The 15,156-nt window shown below is 68.9% G+C and carries 15 protein-coding genes; 5 read left to right on the top strand and 10 right to left on the bottom strand.

Annotated elements, in window-relative coordinates; genetic code table 11:
• The 3 genes from ACQI5H_RS09415 to ACQI5H_RS09405 form a co-directional block, all read left to right on the top strand.
• On the top strand, positions 1–728 hold a 728-nt coding region (locus ACQI5H_RS09415; protein WP_427079110.1), incomplete at its 5' end, for an APA family fibronectin-binding glycoprotein.
• Positions 729–809: 81 nt separating this feature from the next.
• Positions 810–1,109, top strand: coding sequence for a GlsB/YeaQ/YmgE family stress response membrane protein (locus ACQI5H_RS09410; RefSeq protein WP_076058058.1), 300 nt, complete (start codon positions 810–812; stop codon positions 1,107–1,109).
• A 9-nt stretch (positions 1,110–1,118) separates the two neighbouring features.
• Positions 1,119–2,135, top strand: coding sequence for a zinc-binding alcohol dehydrogenase family protein (locus ACQI5H_RS09405; protein ID WP_427079109.1), 1,017 nt, complete (start codon positions 1,119–1,121; stop codon positions 2,133–2,135).
• A 7-nt stretch (positions 2,136–2,142) separates the two neighbouring features.
• Here the strand turns inward: ACQI5H_RS09405 and ACQI5H_RS09400 are convergent, their stop codons facing one another.
• From ACQI5H_RS09400 to ACQI5H_RS09385, 4 genes are all read right to left on the bottom strand, one after another.
• Positions 2,143–2,904, bottom strand: coding sequence for a CPBP family intramembrane glutamic endopeptidase (locus tag ACQI5H_RS09400; RefSeq protein WP_427079108.1), 762 nt, complete (start codon positions 2,902–2,904; stop codon positions 2,143–2,145).
• A gap of 35 nt (positions 2,905–2,939) precedes the next feature.
• Positions 2,940–5,327, bottom strand: a complete 2,388-nt coding sequence (locus ACQI5H_RS09395; RefSeq protein WP_427079107.1) for a phosphoketolase family protein — start codon at positions 5,325–5,327, stop codon at positions 2,940–2,942.
• A 45-nt stretch (positions 5,328–5,372) separates the two neighbouring features.
• Positions 5,373–6,218, bottom strand: coding sequence for an SDR family oxidoreductase (locus ACQI5H_RS09390; RefSeq protein ID WP_427079106.1), 846 nt, complete (start codon positions 6,216–6,218; stop codon positions 5,373–5,375).
• An 88-nt stretch (positions 6,219–6,306) separates the two neighbouring features.
• Positions 6,307–7,239 carry an undecaprenyl-diphosphate phosphatase gene (locus ACQI5H_RS09385; protein WP_427079105.1) on the bottom strand — a complete coding sequence of 311 codons (933 nt, stop codon included), beginning with the start codon at positions 7,237–7,239 and terminating at the stop codon, positions 6,307–6,309.
• Between the two features lie 117 nt (positions 7,240–7,356).
• Between ACQI5H_RS09385 and ACQI5H_RS09380 the strand changes: the two genes are divergently transcribed.
• Both ACQI5H_RS09380 and ACQI5H_RS09375 read left to right on the top strand, forming a co-directional pair.
• Complete coding sequence (locus ACQI5H_RS09380; RefSeq protein WP_427079104.1) at positions 7,357–8,841, top strand: acetyl-CoA acetyltransferase; 1,485 nt, start codon at positions 7,357–7,359, stop codon at positions 8,839–8,841.
• Positions 8,842–8,950: 109 nt separating this feature from the next.
• Positions 8,951–11,056 (top strand): NAD-dependent epimerase/dehydratase family protein, encoded by a 2,106-nt coding sequence (locus ACQI5H_RS09375; RefSeq protein WP_427079103.1) that lies wholly within the window; start codon positions 8,951–8,953, stop codon positions 11,054–11,056.
• Here ACQI5H_RS09375 and ACQI5H_RS09370 read toward each other — a convergent pair.
• From ACQI5H_RS09370 to ACQI5H_RS09345, 6 genes are all read right to left on the bottom strand, one after another.
• On the bottom strand, positions 11,045–12,277 hold the full coding sequence (locus tag ACQI5H_RS09370; protein WP_427079102.1) for an NAD(P)/FAD-dependent oxidoreductase: 1,233 nt from the start codon (positions 12,275–12,277) through the stop codon (positions 11,045–11,047). The two genes, ACQI5H_RS09375 and ACQI5H_RS09370, sit on opposite strands and share 12 nt — an antisense overlap.
• Positions 12,278–12,326: 49 nt before the next feature.
• A complete protein-coding gene (locus ACQI5H_RS09365) occupies positions 12,327–13,052 on the bottom strand; it encodes a DUF72 domain-containing protein (RefSeq protein WP_427079101.1) in 726 nt (241 codons plus the stop codon).
• Between the two features lie 7 nt (positions 13,053–13,059).
• On the bottom strand, positions 13,060–13,695 hold the full coding sequence (locus ACQI5H_RS09360; protein ID WP_427079100.1) for an endonuclease: 636 nt from the start codon (positions 13,693–13,695) through the stop codon (positions 13,060–13,062).
• A 53-nt stretch (positions 13,696–13,748) separates the two neighbouring features.
• Positions 13,749–14,081: a TfoX/Sxy family protein gene (locus ACQI5H_RS09355; RefSeq protein WP_427079099.1), complete on the bottom strand. Its 333-nt coding sequence runs from the start codon at positions 14,079–14,081 to the stop codon at positions 13,749–13,751.
• A 110-nt stretch (positions 14,082–14,191) separates the two neighbouring features.
• Positions 14,192–14,581, bottom strand: coding sequence for a nitroreductase family deazaflavin-dependent oxidoreductase (locus ACQI5H_RS09350; protein WP_427079098.1), 390 nt, complete (start codon positions 14,579–14,581; stop codon positions 14,192–14,194).
• 29 nt (positions 14,582–14,610) lie between these two features.
• On the bottom strand, positions 14,611–15,102 hold the full coding sequence (locus ACQI5H_RS09345) for a hypothetical protein (RefSeq protein ID WP_427079097.1): 492 nt from the start codon (positions 15,100–15,102) through the stop codon (positions 14,611–14,613).
• Positions 15,103–15,156: the final 54 nt, after the last annotated feature.

Here is a 15,156-nt window from a genome sequence, read left to right as displayed (position 1 = left end):
TTGCCCAGGCGCCCGTCGATCCGAACGCCCCGCCACCCCCCGACCCGAACGCCGGGCGCCTGGGCAACGCCGTCGGCGGATTCAGCTTCGTGCTGCCCCCCGGCTGGGTGGAGTCGGACGCGTCGCACCTGGACTACGGCTCGGAGTTGCTGAGCAAGACCATCGGCCAGCCGCCGATGCCGAACCAGGCGCCGCCGGTCGCCAACGACACCCGCATCGTCATGGGCCGGCTGGACCAAAAGCTTTACGCCAGTGCCGAACCCAACAACGCCAAGGCCGCCGTCCGGCTCGGCTCCGACATGGGTGAGTTCTTCATGCCGTATCCAGGCACGCGGATAAACCAGGCGACGGCGACACTGACCGGCGCCGATGGGCTCACCGGAAGCGCGTCGTACTACGAGGTGAAGTTCAGCGACCCGAGCAAGCCGAACGGCCAGATCTGGACGGGGGTCATCGGGTCAGCTACCGCGAGCCCGCCGCAGCGCTGGTTCGTGGTGTGGCTTGGCACCTCGAACGACCCGGTGGACACGAACGCGGCCACGGCGCTCGCCCAGTCGATCCAGCCCTGGACGGCCCCGCCGGCCGCCCCCGCGCCGGGCGCGCCGGGAGCTCCGGCCCCGGCACCCGCGCCCGCTCCAGGCGCCCCCGCGCCGGCCGCTCCGCCGGCCCAAGCGCCCGCGGGCGAGGCCACCCCCACGCCGGCGCCGCAGCAGACCGAATCCGCCTGAGTTCGTTACGCAAACGGGGTATACCGAAAGCACGGCCCGGTACCTGCACCGGGCTTTGCCAGCGAACGCAAGGAGACCCGGATGGACGTCATGGCAGCAACCGAATTTCTTGCCCGCTCGACAACCCTGACCAGCGTCGGCTGGATCGGCTACATCATTATCGGTGGAATCGCGGGCTGGATCGCCGGCAAGATCGTCAAAGGCGGCGGTTCGGGCATCCTGATGAACATCGTGATCGGCGTCATCGGCGCGTTGATCGGCGGGTTCCTGCTGAGCTTCTTCGTCGACACCGCCGCAGGCGGCTGGTGGTTCACCTTGTTCACCGCGATCCTCGGCTCGGTAATCCTGCTGTGGATCGTCGGGATGATCCGAAGGACCTGACCCACGACGATGCGCGCGTGGCGAGTGCGGCGGCCCGGCCCGATGGAAACCGGTCCGCTCGAGCAGGTCACCGCCGACGTGCCGCGCCCCGAGCCGTCCGAGTTACTGGTGGCCGTGCGCGCGTGCGGTGTGTGTCGCACGGACCTGCATGTGGCCGAGGGCGACCTGCCGGTGCACCGCGAGCGAGTAACGCCCGGCCACGAGGTGGTGGGCGAGGTCATAGAAGTCGGCTCAGAGGTCGGTGCGGGGGCGGCCGGTGACGGCTTCGAGGTGGGCGACCGGGTGGGCATTGCCTGGCTGCGCCACACCTGCGGCGTCTGCAAGTACTGCCGCCGGGGCACCGAGAACCTGTGTCCGGAGTCGCGCTACACCGGCTGGGACGCCGACGGGGGATACGCCGAATTCGCCACGGTCCCTGCGGCTTTCGCGCACCACCTGCCCCGCGGCTACAGCGACAGCGAGCTTGCCCCGCTCTTGTGCGCCGGCATCATCGGGTACCGCTCCCTGCTGCGCGCCGAGCTACCGCCGGGCGGCCGGCTGGGTATCTACGGCTTTGGCGGCAGCGCCCACATCACCGCGCAAGTCGCGTTGGCCCAGGGCGCCGAGGTGCACGTGATGACCCGCGGAGCCGAGGCGCAGGAGCTGGCGATGAAGCTCGGGGCCGCGTCGGCGCAAGGCGCGGCCGATCCGCCGCCGGTGCCGCTGGACGCCGCAATCCTGTTCGCGCCGGTCGGCGATCTGGTGCTGCCCGCGATGGAGGCACTCGACCGTGGCGGGACTTTGTCGATCGCCGGGATTCACCTGTCCGACATTCCGAGCCTCAACTACCAACGCCATCTGTTCCAGGAGCGCGAGATCCGGTCGGTCACGTCGAATACGCGGGCCGACGCGCGGGCCTTCCTCGCCTTCGCCGCCGAGCATCACATCGAGGTGACCACGCCGGAATACCCGCTCGCACAAGCGGATCGGGCGCTGGCCGATTTGGCCGGCGGGTGCATCGCCGGCGCCGCCGTGCTGCTGGTCTGACCCGGCGTCAGGTCGACAGGTGCCAGACCAGCGCGGCGGCCAGGGCGCCCAGCCCGTTCAGCGACCAATGCAAGGCGATCGGCGCGATCAGGCTGCCGCTGCGCCGGCGTAGCCAGCTGAAGACGAATCCGGCTGTCGCGGTGGCCAATACGGCCAGCGTCACCCCGGCCAGCATCCCGACGAAACCCCCGCCGAACACCCGCGTGAAACCGACGTTGCTGCTCGTCAGCCCCAGCGACGTCGCGACGTGCCACAGGCCGAACAGCAGCGAACCCGCCAGCGCGACTCCGCGAAATCCCCAGGCCCGGCTCAGCGCGCCGTGCAGCACACCCCGAAACGCCAACTCCTCGGGGATCACGGTTTGCAGCGGAATGATGACCATCGAGGCGATCAGCGCGCCCGAGATCGTGGCGTAGTGATTGTTCATGAACATCGGCCGGGTCATCGGCAGCAGCACACCGACCGCGATGACCGACGCGACCACGCCCACCGCGGCAAGCGCATAGCCGAGCCCGGACTTCCAATGTTCACGGCCCAGGCCCAGGTCGGCCCAGTCCAGACCGTTGGCCCGCATCAACAACGCCAGCCCGACCGCGGCGGCGGGGACGGTCGCGACGCTCGCCCAGGGCGTGGTGAAGTGCGCGATCAGGTTGGTGAGCACCAGCACCACGACCACGACGGCGATGTCGAGGTGGACCCGGAAGCGGTGCAGCGCCGAAAGCTGCGACACCACCGGATGGGTGTGGGCGGCCGTCGTCGCGTCGGGCATCGGGCAAGTTTACCCGCGGCTCGCGGCGGCCCTGCTCACTTCGATTGAGGCGACTCCCAGGTCCAGCCGGCGATCGCCGGATCGTCCTCGCCGTGCTCGCGGGTGTAGAGGCGGGCGGCAAGGCGCGCGTCCACCATCCGCTGACGAAGCACCGCGGCCCGGTTGGCCAGACCGTCCACCCGGTCGATGACATCGGTGACCAGATGGAAACGGTCGAGGTCGTTGAGCATCACCATGTCGAACGGCGTCGTCGTGGTGCCCCGCTCCTTGAACCCGCGCACGTGGATGTGGTGGTGGTTGGTGCGGCGGTAAGTGAGCCGGTGGATCAGCCACGGATAGCCGTGGTAGGCGAAGATCACCGGCTTGTCGCGGGTGAACAGTGCGTCGAATTCGTTGTCGGGCAAGCCATGTGGGTGCTCGGAGTCGGGCAGCAGCCGCATCAGGTCGACGACGTTGACCACCCGAACGGCCAGGTCGGGCAGTTCGCGACGCAGGACGTCGGCGGCGGCCAGCGTCTCCTGCGTCGGGATGTCCCCGGCGCAGGCGAGCACAACGTCGGGCTCGGCGGTGGCCGTGCTCGCCCACTGCCAGATCCCCAGCCCGCGGGTGCAGTGCGCGATCGCGTCGTCGATAGCCAGGTAGCTCAGCGCCGGCTGCTTGCCGGCGACGATGACGTTGATGTAGTCGCGGCTGCGCAGGCAGTGGTCGGCGACCGAGAGCAGCGTGTTGGCGTCCGGCGGCAGGTAAACCCGGACGATCTCGGCCCGCTTGTTGGCGACCAGGTCGATGAACCCGGGGTCCTGATGGGACGCGCCGTTGTGGTCCTGGCGCCACACGTGCGAGCTCAGCAGGTAATTGAGCGACGCGATCGGCTGGCGCCACGGCAAGTCGCGGCTGGTCGACAACCACTTCGCGTGCTGGTTCAGCATCGAGTCGACGATGTGCACGAATGCCTCGTAGCAGTTGAACAGCCCGTGCCGGCCGGTCAGCAGATAGCCTTCCAGCCAGCCCTGGCACAGGTGCTCTGAGAGCACCTCCATCACGCGGCCGTCCGGCGCGAGGTTTTCGTCATCGGGCCCGGTCTCCGAAAGCCAGACCTTGTCGGTGGATTCGTACACGGCGTCCAGTCGGTTCGACGCCGTCTCGTCGGGCCCCATGAGCCGGAAGCGGTCCGGGTTGCGGGCGATGACGTCGCGCAGGAACGTGCCCAGCACCCGGGTGGCCTCGTGCATCGCTGACGCCGGTTGTCCGACCTCCACCGCGTAGTCGCGGAAGTCCGGGAGGTCCAACTCGCGCAGCAACAGCCCGCCGTTGACGTGCGGGTTGGCGCTCATCCGGCGGTCACCGCGCGGTGCGATCGCCCGCAGCTCGGCGCGCAGCGCGCCGCTCTCGCCGAACAACTCCTCGGGGCGGTAACTGCGCAGCCACTCCTCGAGCTGCGCGCGGTGCTCGGGGTTTTCGTGCGTCGCGGCCAGCGGCACCTGGTGCGATCGCCAGGTGCCCTCGACCCGCTTTCCGTCCACCTCTTTCGGTCCGGTCCAGCCTTTGGGCGTGCGCAGCACGATCATCGGCCACACCGGCCGATCGGTCTGACCACCAGAGCGCGCCGCGCGCTGAATGGCCGCGATGTCGTCGAACGCGTCGTCGAGGGCGGCGGCCAGCTGCTGATGCACCGACGCCGGGTCGTCTCCGGCCACCGTGATCGGCCGGTATCCGTAACCGCGCAACAGGGATTCGAGCTCGGTCTGCGGGATTCGGGCCAGCACCGTCGGGTTGGCGATCTTGTACCCGTTGAGGTGCAGGATCGGAAGCACCGCGCCGTCGACGGCCGGGTTGAGGAACTTGTTCGAGTGCCAACTGGTCGCCAGCGGCCCGGTCTCGGCCTCGCCGTCGCCGATGACGCACGCGACCACCAGATCCGGGTTGTCGAACGCCGCACCATAGGCGTGCACCAGCGCGTAGCCGAGTTCACCGCCCTCGTGGATCGACCCGGGAGTCTGCGCGGCCACGTGGCTGGGGATGCCGCCGGGAAAGGAGAACTGACGGAACAGCCGGCGCAGCCCTTCGGTGTTCTCCCCGATGCCGCTGTACACCTCGCTGTAGGTGCCCTCCAGGTACGCGTTCGCCACCAGCCCGGGCCCACCGTGACCGGGCCCGGTGACGTAGATGACGTTGGCGTCGCGGTTGCGGATGACCCGGTTCAGGTGCGCGTAGATGAGGTTGAGTCCCGGCGTGGTGCCCCAGTGGCCCAACAGCCGCGGTTTCACGTGTTCGGCCGACAGCGGCTCGGTCAGCAGCGGGTTGTCCAGCAGATAGATCTGCCCGACCGACAGGTAGTTGGCAGCGCGCCAGTACTTGTCGATGAGGCCCAGTTCGTCGTCGGAGAGTTTCGTGGTCGCGGTCGTTGCGGTTTCTAGGCTCACCCGGCCGATTGTCCGCGCTTCCGATGAACGCGCGCTAGGCGGCGCTCATTCTTCGCCGCGGGCGCGGGCTTCGTAGGCGCGGCGCTGTTCGACGTCGACCTCGTCGGTGAAGACGTGCTCGCCGCCGAGCAGGCGGTTGAGGCCCTCGCCCAGCCGGCGCGGCATGAACTTCTGCGACGCGACCATCGCGCCGGCCGCCCTGGTGACGCGCACCCGCGGCCGCGGGCGAACCACCAACCCGACGATCGCATCGGCGATTTCCGAGGGCTCGGCGTTGCGGAATCCCTTGGCGCCCTTGGTGCCCGCGGTCAGCTCGGTGTTGACGAACGACGGCAACACCATCGAGAAGTGCACGCCGGCCGAGCGGTATTCGAGCCGCGCCGAGTCGGTGAACGCGACCACCGCGTGCTTGCTCGCGCAGTAGGTGGCCAGCCCGACGGCGTAGATCTCCCCGGCCAGCGAGGCGACGTTGATGACGTGTCCGGATCCGCGGGGGACCATGCGCTGGACCGCCAGCTTGCTGCCCAGCATCACGCCGTAGACGTTGATGTCCAGAATGCGGCGGGTGACCGCGTCGGGCTCGTCGATGATCCGGCCGACCGGCATGATGCCGGCGTTGTTGACCAGCACATCGATCGGTCCGAGCTGCCGCTCGACGTCGTCGAGGAACTCCGAAAACGAGTGTGGGTCGGTGACGTCGAGCTTGCCGTGGACGTCGAGGCCGAGTGCGGCGCCCGACTCCTTCACGCACACCTCGTCGATGTCGCCGATCGCGACCTTGGCGCCCAGGTTGTGCAGCGCGGTCGCGGTGGCCAACCCGATGCCCCGCGCGCCGCCGGTGATCACGATGACCTTGTCGCGAACCTTCAGGCCTACTGCGCTGTCTGCCATGTTGGTCCTCCCCAAGTTCTTAACAGGTGTCAACTATGCGATCGGGTAAGCACAGCACTCGACGCCGGGGTGCGCAATAAGCGCCTTCTCAGCGCAGGGTCAGCCAGGCCAGGCTCGCGGCGCCGACCAGGGCGCAGTAGATGGCAAACGGTGTCAGGGTGCGCGTCTGGAAGTACCGGGTGAGATAGCGCACGGCGAGGTAGGCGCAGACGAACGACGCGATGCTGCCGGCCAGGACCTGCCCGCCGATACCGCTTCCCAGGGGCCCGAACAGTTCCGGGATTTTGTAGACCCCGGCGGCCAGGATGATGGGCGTCGCCAGCAGGAACGAGAACCGGGCGGCATCTTCGTGGGACAGGCCGCGCCACAGGCCGGCCACGATCGTGATGCCGGAGCGGCTGATGCCGGGCAGCAGGGCAAGGATCTGCGCCGAGCCGATCAGCACACCCCGGCCCAGGGGCACTTCGGCCAGCCGATTGTCGATGGCCTCGCCGCTGTGCGCGGCCTCGTCGCGGTGTGCGGCCTCGTCGGCCGGTGGCGGGTCGTCGTGGGCGGGCGCCACGCGGCGGCGCAGGACCTCGCCCGCGTACAGGGCGATGCCGTTGAGGAGCAGGAACGCCGCCGCCGGAATGGGTTTGCCCAGCGTGGTGCGGAACAACTGTTCCAGCGCCAGCCCGGCCAGGCCCACGGGAATGGTGGCCAGCACGATCAGCCAGGCCAACCGCTCGTCAGGAGTGCGGATTCGGCGATACCGCAATGAGGAGAAGAAGCCCGCCAGGATGCGCAGCCAGTCGCGCCAGAAGAACACCAGCAACGCCGCGGCCGTCGCAACGTGCAGGCCGACAATGAACGCCAGGTAGGGCGATTGGGGAGCCGACACGTTGAGGTCTTCGGCCCATTGACCGCCGACCAGTGCCGGCACCAGCACCGAGTGCCCGAGGCTCGAGACCGGGAACAGTTCGGTGATGCCCTGGGCGGCGCCGACGATCACGGCTTCGACATAGCTCAAGTGCGCGCTCATGGGTTGGCGGTCTCCATCCGATCGTGGGTCGGCCTGTGACGATAGCCAAAGCCTCGTGGCTTCCCCATGGCCGATGCCCGCGGCCGGGCGGCGTCGACCCCGCGATAGGTTCATCGGGTGACCGTCGACCCCCGCACACCGGTGCTGATCGGCTGCGGTCAGGTCAACCATCGCGACGACATCGACCCGCAAACGCGATCCGTGGAACCGGTCGACCTGATGGCCGCCGCGGCGCGACAGGCCGGGGGTCCCCGGGTGATCGAGGCCGTCGATTCCATCCGGGTGGTGAACGTGCTGTCGGCGCGCTACCGCGATCCCGCGCTGCTGCTCGGCGAACGGATTGGCGCCTGCGGCTTCCGCACGCTGTACAGCCCGGTCGGCGGCAACGTGCCGCAGTCGCTGGTCAACCAGGCGTGCCGGGACATCCAGGCGGGCCGGGCCGGCGTAGTGCTGCTCGCCGGCGCCGAAACGTGGCGGACCCGACGCGGTCTGAAGGCCAAGGGCGGCAAACTCGAGTGGACGGAACAGGACGACTCCGTCCCGCTCGCCGAGGTCAGCGGCGACGACGTCCCGATGGCCGGCGACGCGGAGATCAGGATCGGCCTGGACCGCCCCGCCTACGTCTACCCGCTGTTCGAGCAGGCGCTTCGCATCGCCCGCGGCGAATCCGTCGAAGACCACCTCGACCGCGTCGCCGAATTGTGGGCGCGCTTCAACGCCGTCGCGGTCGGCAATCCCAACGCCTGGATCCGTAAGCCGGTGACCGCGGCGGAGATTCGGCGGCCCGGTCCGCAGAACCGGATGATCAGCTGGCCGTACACCAAGTTGATGAACTCCAACAACATGGTGGACCAGGGCGCCGCGCTGATTCTGACGTCGGTCGAGCAGGCGCAACGCCTGCGGATCCCGGACGACCGTTGGGTTTACCCGCATGCGGGCACCGACGCGCACGACACGCCCGCCATCGCCGAACGTGACGAGCTGCACCGGTCCACCGCCATCCGGATCGCGGGCGCCCGGGCGCTGGAGCTCGCGGGCCTGGGCATCGACGACGTCCACTATGTCGACCTGTACTCGTGCTTTCCGTCCGCCGTTCAGGTCGCCGCGGCCGAACTGGCGCTGGCCGTCGACGATCCGGCGCGTCCGCTGACCGTCACCGGCGGCCTGACGTTCGCGGGCGGCCCGTGGAGCAATTACGTCATGCATTCGATCGCCACCGTCGCCGAACTGCTGGTGGCCAATCCGGGACGGCGCGCCCTGATCACCGCCAACGGCGGTTACCTGACCAAGCACAGCTTCGGTGTCTACGGCACCGAACCTCCTTCCGAATTCCGTTGGGAGGACGCGCAATCCGCGGTGGATCGGGAGCCCACCCGCGACGGATTGGTCGAATGGGAGGGCGTCGGCACCGTCGAAGCCTGGACGACACCGTTCGACCGGGATGGGCGGGCGGAGAAGGCATTCGTTGCTGTGCGCACGCCCGACGGGTCGCGAACGTTGGCCGTGATCACCGACGGCGCCGCGGCGCAGGAAACCGTGCATGAAGACATCGGTGGCGCCAAGGTTGCCGTCGCCGCGGACGGCAGCGCCACGCTGCGGTAGCCGGCCGCGGGAATACCGCCAGGCCAGAGCCCCGTTTGGGGAGTAACAGTCGCGCAAATGACAGCGACTTGCCTATTGTCGAGGGTGACGTTGGGGGAGGTGAGCCCAGGTGCAGATCCTGGTTACCGACGCCACCGGCACCGTCGGGCGGCTGGTCGCACGCCAGCTCATCGCGGCTGGCCACACCGTCAGCGGCATTGCTGAGCGCCCGCATGCCTGCCTGGACCCAAACGTCGAATTTGTTTGCGCGCCGCTGAGCGACCCCGTCCTGCAGCAGCTGGCCGACGAGGCAGACACGGTCATCCACCTGGCCCCGGTCGACGCGACCGCCCCCGGCAGCGCGGACATCGACGGCGTCGCGCGGGTGACCCACGCGGCCGCCCGCGCCGGCGCGCGACTGCTGTTCGTCTCCCAGGCCGCGGGCCGGCCCGACCTGTATCGACCCGCCGAGGAGCTGGTGTCCACCAGCTGGGCGCCGAGCGTCGTGGTCCGAATCGCGCCGCCGGTCGGCCGTCAGCTCGACTGGATGGTGTGCCGCACCGTGGCCACGCTGCTGCGCAGCAAGGTTTCCGCACAGACCATGCGGGTGCTGCACCTCGACGACCTGGTGCGGTTCCTGGTTTTGGCGCTGAACACCGACCGCACCGGTGTCGTGGACCTGGCCACACCGGACGCCACCAACGTGATCACGGCCTGGCGGGTGCTGCGATCCGCCGATCCGCGTTCCCGGCCGTATGGGGTTCGCAGCTGGTCACAGTTGATTCCGGAGATGGATATCACTGCGGCACAAGAGGATTGGGGGTTCGAGTTCGGCTGGCAGGCAATCGAGGCGGTCGCCGACACCGCGCGCGGACTCGCCGGCCGCAAACTCGGCCCCGGCGGTGCGGTCCACCATGGGGGGCGACTGGCGCTGCCGGTGGAGGTACTCCCGCGGCACGCGCCGCCCGGTTCGCTGCGCAACGCCGCACCGGAGGGCGTGGAGGGCGAATTCGACGACATGATCGATCCGCGGTTCCCGGTTTTCAGTGCGACCGGCCTCGCCGAGGCGCTGCCCGGACCGCTGACCCCGATAACCCTGGACGTCCAGTTGAGCGGGCTGCGAACGGCCGGCCGGGTGATGGGTCAGGTGCTCGCACTCGGTGGCGTCGTGGGTGACGAATGGGGGAGCAGGGCCATCGCGGTGTTCGGTCATCGCCCCTACGTCGGGGTGTCGTCCAACGTCGTTGCCGCCGCGCAGCTCCCGGGGTGGGACTCCGGCGCGCTGGTCCGGCGCGCCCTGATCGACCAACCACAGGTCGGTGACCTGCTGCCGTTCGGTCCACCCCAGCTGGCCGGCGGGGCGGTGGGGACGGTCGCCAAGGCGGTCGCCGCGGCACGATCGCTCGCGATATTGCGTCATCTGCGGACCAACACGCGCGCCTACGGCGCCGCCGCCGCGGCGGAACACCTCGATGACGCGCAGCTGAGGCTGCTGCCCGATGCCAGCCTCGGGGTGCGGCTACGGCTGCTGCGCGACCGGATTCACCAGGGCTGGATCCTGACGGCGTTGTCGTTGATCGACACCGGCGTGACGGCGGCCGCGCTGGAACGCACCGGGGCGGGAACCAGGGTGCCGGGGCTGGGCATGATCCTCGAGGGTGGCCGCGTAGCGGCCGAGATCGCCGAGCTGGCAACGATATTGCGCGCCGACCCGCCGCTGGCCGCCCTGGCCCGGGACGGCAATCTCGACAGCATCCGCGCCCTGTCTCCGGGTACCGCCGCCGCGCTCGACGCCGCGGTCGCCCGCATCGGATACCGCGGGCCAGGGGAAGCCGAGCTGGCCAGCACGGTGTTCTTCGACGACCCGGCGATGCTGCTGGCGGCGGCCGCCGAAGCCGCCGACGCCCCCGCCGAGCCGCCGCCGCCCGAGACACTGGCCCGGCGTCTCGCCGACAATGCTCGCGTGTCGCGCGAGCTGGCTCACGACGCCACCATCCGATTCACCCATGAGCTTCGAACGGCGTTGCGCGAGTTGGGTTCTCGACGGGTGGCGGCGGACCTGATCGACGTCGTGGCCGACGTGTACTACCTGACCTGCGACGAGCTGGTCACGATGCCGGCCGATGCCCGGTTGCGGATCAAGCGCCGGCGCGCTGAGCGGGAGCGCCTGCAGGCGCAACGCCCGCCCGACGTTATCGACGGGACGTGGGTGCCCGCCGAGGCGTCAGCTCACTAGGTCGGCAAGCGGGGACTGCGGATCCGCCAGCCTGTCGGGGTCGACGGAAGTCGCGGACCTGATCAGCGCTTTGACGTCGTCGAGCACATCCCAGATGTTGACGTTCATCCCGGCCAGCACCCGGTTTTCGCCGTCGAGCCAGAACGCGACGAATTCGCGTCCGGCGACGTCACCCCGGAACACCACCCGCTCGAAGCTGGGTGCGTGCCCGACGTACTCCATCCCGAGGTCGTACTGGTCCGTGAAGAAGTAGGGCAGCTCCGCGTATTCGCCTGGCTCGCCTCGCATTCCGGCGGCTGCCACCGCGGGCTGCTTGAGCGCGTTGGCCCAGTGCTCGGTGCGAATCCGGCAGCCGAACAGCGGATGCTCGGCCGCGGCGATGTCCCCGACCGCGTAGATGTCAGGGTCGCTCGTGCGCAGCGACGCGTCGACCAGCACACCGCCGTCGCCCATGGACAACCCCGCCTGCTCGGCGAGTTCGACGTTCGGCTGGGCGCCGACGGCCACTAACACCGCATCGGCGGGGAGCGTCGACCCGTCGCGCATTTTCAGTCCGGTGGCTTTGCCGCCCTTCGTCGTGATCTCGTCGACCTGCGCCTCGAGCCGTAAGTCCACCCCGTGATCGCGATGTAGGTTGGCGAACACTTCGCCCACCGATTCGCCGAGCGCGGCCAGCAGCGGCTGTTTGGCCGTCTCGACGACGGTCACGGCGACGCCGCGCTGTCGGGCGCCGGCGGCCACCTCCAGCCCGATCCATCCGGCTCCGACCACGGCCAGCGAAGACCCCTCGGCGAGAACAGAATTCAGCGCCACGGCGTCGTCATAGGTGCGCAGATAGTGGACCGCGCCGGCGTCGGATCCGGGTATCGGCGGCCGCCGCGATGCCGATCCGGTCGCCAGCAACAGCTTGTCGTACCGCACCGCGCTGCCGTCTGGGAGTGTGACGGTATGTTCGGCGGGGGTCAGGGTCTGCACACGCGAGCCGAGTCTCACGTCGACGTCGTTGTCGCGGTACCACTCGGAATTCTGCACGGTGAAATCGGTCAGCGATTTCTTGCCGGCGAGATACTCCTTGGAGAGCGGTGGTCGCTCGTAGGGCAGGTGTTCCTCTTCGGCGAAGAGGATGACTTGGCCGTCAAAGCCGCTGTCGCGCAACGCTTCTGCGGCCTTGGCTCCGGCAAGTCCGCCGCCGACGATGACGAATGTGGTCGAGCTGGCCATGATTGCTGCTCCGTTCTTTCCTCGACATTCCCAGCCTACGCGGGCCGGCTCAGGCCAAGAGTTCTTGCAAGGTCAGGGCATTGCGGACGGCGTGGCCGCCGAGATCGTTGTTGAAATACACCCACACGTCCCTGCCGTCGCGGTCCCAGCCGGCGATCCGGTCGGCCCAGCACCGCAGGTCGTCGCCGGAATAGCAGCCGGCGTAGATCGAATCCTGATCCGGGCCGTGCAGCCGGACGTACACCAGATCGGCGGTGGCGCGCGGCACGCACGCCAATCCGGCGCCGCTCATCACCACATAGGCCGCGCGGCGGCGTTCGAGCACCTCGTACACCGCGGGATCGTTCCAGGATGGATTCCGCAACTCCACGGCCACCCGGATCGACGCCGGCACCTGCCGCAGGAACGAATCCAGCCGCGCGTCGTCGCGCTGCTGCTCGGGGTGCAGCTGAACCAGCAGCACACCGCGCCGATCACCCAGCAGCTGCCAACAGCGCTCGAACCGTTCGATCCAGGGCTCGGGGGAGGCCAGTCGGCGGTAGTGGGTCAGTCCGCGATGGGCCTTGACCGACATGGTGAAGCCGGCCGGCAATTGGTCGCGCCACCCCGCGAACGTCGAATCCTTGGGCCAGCGGTAGAAGCTCGCGTTCAGCTCGACGGTGTCGAACACCTCGACGTAGCGCGCCAGCCGCTTGCCGGCCGGCAGGCCGGGCCGGTACAGCACGTCGGTCCAGTGCTGATACGACCAGCCCGACGTGCCGATCCGCACCGTCACAGGGGGCTCAACCGGTCACCCGCCGGCGCAGATCGTCGTCGAGTGCGACCCGCACCAACGCGGCGGCCAGCCGGGCGTTGGCACGCGGAGCGAGCGAGGCCAGCTTTGCCGCGTCGGCAGGCAGGCCCAACCGCTTGGCCGCGGTGGTGGCGCGGTCGTCGAAATACGGGCGAACCCAGGTCCAGACGTCCTGCACCTCGCGTAGGTAGATGTCGGCGCCGGTTTCACCGATCCCCTTGAACGTCTTGAGCATTCGCTTGGCCTCGCCGATGTCTTGGTGGCTGCGACCGTCGAGCTCGCGGAGGTCGCCGGCGTACTCGTCGCAAACCCGCCTGGCCATGTCGGTGAGGCGGGTGGCCGAGCTTTCGTCGTAGCGCACGTAGTGAGCCCGGCCGAACGCGCTGATCATGGTCCGCCTGTCCGAGGCCAGGACGGCCTTCGGGGTGCGCAGGCCCGTCTTGAAGAGCTCACGGGCCGCACGCGTGGCGGTAGTGGCATCGATCGGCTTGCTGGCCAGCATGCACAGCACCAGGAGCTGAAACAACGGCATCGGTTTGTCGTTGACCCGAATGCCCGCCTCGGCGGCGTACGTGGTGCCGGCGACGTTGAGCAGTCGCCCCACCAGTTCTTCGCGCCCGCTCATACCGCACCGCGTACCCGCGCGGTTCCCGCGCAAACCGGGCCGGGCGTTGCCGCCTATTTGGCTGGCAGGCTGCGCGCGTAGCCGACGCCTCGGCTCACCCAACCCTGAAGCTGGCGCTTGGTTTTCACACCGTCGGCGTCGACGCGCAACCAGCCCCGGGCTTCCCGCCCCGCCATCACCATGGCGCTGACGTGGTCGCGTTCCAGCAGCTTGTCGGTGTCGTCCGGCGGCACCCGCACCAGCAATCCGCCCTGCCCGCTGGCGGCGACGGACATGTTGCCGTTGACTAGGAACGCGAGGCCACCAAACATGCGTTTTTCCTCGACGCCACGCTCGGATCCGAGCAGTTCGCGGATCCGGTTGGCCAGGTCTTCGTCGTAGGCCATGCGCCGACCTTAACGCCGGCGACCGACACGCGCCGAGCCTGTAATTTTGCAGGCCGCTACTCGTACTTCTGCTGCGGATTTACAGGCTCGGCGAAGTGGCGAACGCCTTGTCAGTCCAGATCCACTCGAATGGTGAGCAGGTCGCTACCCATCAGTCGCACGACTGCGCTGTTAAGCCGGGGGAGGTTGCCCAGCCGCCGCAGCGCGTCGTCGTCGGGCATGAGGTGAGCCGTTCCGTTTCGCCACCGACCGCCAACGCGCACCCGAACGGCGGAGTTGGCCTTGATGTTTCGGACGTAGTCGGAATGCTCACCGTGCTCGGAGACCATCCAGAACTGGTTGTCCACCACGCGACCGCCTACCGCGGTGCGCCGCGGCTGCCCCGACTTGCGGCCGACGGTCTCGAGCATGGTCACCGGCAGTTGCCGCCCCACCGGATTCACCACCAGACGTTGAACGCGGTGGACGACTTGCCGCTTCAAATCCCTCAGGTCGGTCATGTCCCCGATTGTGGCAGCATCCGGCAGGGCTATGCGGGCCGGCGGGCCGGGACGCCGACGGCGCGCAGGACCCACTCGCGGGGCACGTCGAAGGCCAGCGACCGGCGGGGGATGGTGGTCAGCACCGCTTCGGGGATGGCCGTTTTGTAGCGCAGTGACAGGTGACCGGAGAACGCGGGGTCGACCTGGCTGACGTCGACGTCGAGTGCGAGACCGCTCTCGGAGAACTCCGCCTTGACCGGTCCGCTCTGGGGCGCGTCCCAGCGCTGGTCGATGGCTCGACCCGCCAATTTCGGCACGGTCGACAACGTCCCGAGAACCCGCTGAGGGGTAAGGGCCAGGGAACCGGCATAGCTGCGGATGTTGTTGCCCTTGACCACGAAACCCGGTACCGAGCCGTTGAATCGGAAAGTGACGGGGACGAACTCGGCGAGATGGAGTATTCCCTCCGATTCGACTTCGGCCCGCATATCGGCGGGCAGTTTGCCGATGCGGAGCATCTTGCGCAGGATCACGGCCATTCCCGCACAGTAACGGCCTTGCGCGGCCCCTGCGCCGTTTTGCCGCAGACGAGG

Origin of the sequence: Mycobacterium heidelbergense (assembly GCF_050205645.1) — a bacterium.
In the GTDB taxonomy this organism is placed as follows: Bacteria; Actinomycetota; Actinomycetes; order Mycobacteriales; family Mycobacteriaceae; genus Mycobacterium; species Mycobacterium heidelbergense_A.
The sequence above is the reverse complement of the archived record's forward strand: the minus strand, read 5'-3'. Positions and strand labels throughout refer to the sequence as shown.

Bases quoted from the DNA above. Each gene is read 5' to 3' on its own strand.
- ACQI5H_RS09410 (WP_076058058.1), top strand. From the start codon at position 810: ATGGACGTCATGGCAGCAACCGAATTTCTTGCCCGCTCGACAACCCTG.
- ACQI5H_RS09405 (WP_427079109.1), top strand. From the start codon at position 1,119: ATGCGCGCGTGGCGAGTGCGGCGGCCCGGCCCGATGGAAACCGGTCCG.
- ACQI5H_RS09400 (WP_427079108.1), bottom strand. From the start codon at position 2,904: ATGCCCGACGCGACGACGGCCGCCCACACCCATCCGGTGGTGTCGCAG.
- ACQI5H_RS09390 (WP_427079106.1), bottom strand. From the start codon at position 6,218: ATGGCAGACAGCGCAGTAGGCCTGAAGGTTCGCGACAAGGTCATCGTG.
- ACQI5H_RS09385 (WP_427079105.1), bottom strand. From the start codon at position 7,239: ATGAGCGCGCACTTGAGCTATGTCGAAGCCGTGATCGTCGGCGCCGCC.
- ACQI5H_RS09370 (WP_427079102.1), bottom strand. From the start codon at position 12,277: ATGGCCAGCTCGACCACATTCGTCATCGTCGGCGGCGGACTTGCCGGA.
- ACQI5H_RS09360 (WP_427079100.1), bottom strand. From the start codon at position 13,695: ATGAGCGGGCGCGAAGAACTGGTGGGGCGACTGCTCAACGTCGCCGGC.
- ACQI5H_RS09355 (WP_427079099.1), bottom strand. From the start codon at position 14,081: ATGGCCTACGACGAAGACCTGGCCAACCGGATCCGCGAACTGCTCGGA.
- ACQI5H_RS09350 (WP_427079098.1), bottom strand. From the start codon at position 14,581: ATGACCGACCTGAGGGATTTGAAGCGGCAAGTCGTCCACCGCGTTCAA.
- ACQI5H_RS09345 (WP_427079097.1), bottom strand. From the start codon at position 15,102: ATGGCCGTGATCCTGCGCAAGATGCTCCGCATCGGCAAACTGCCCGCC.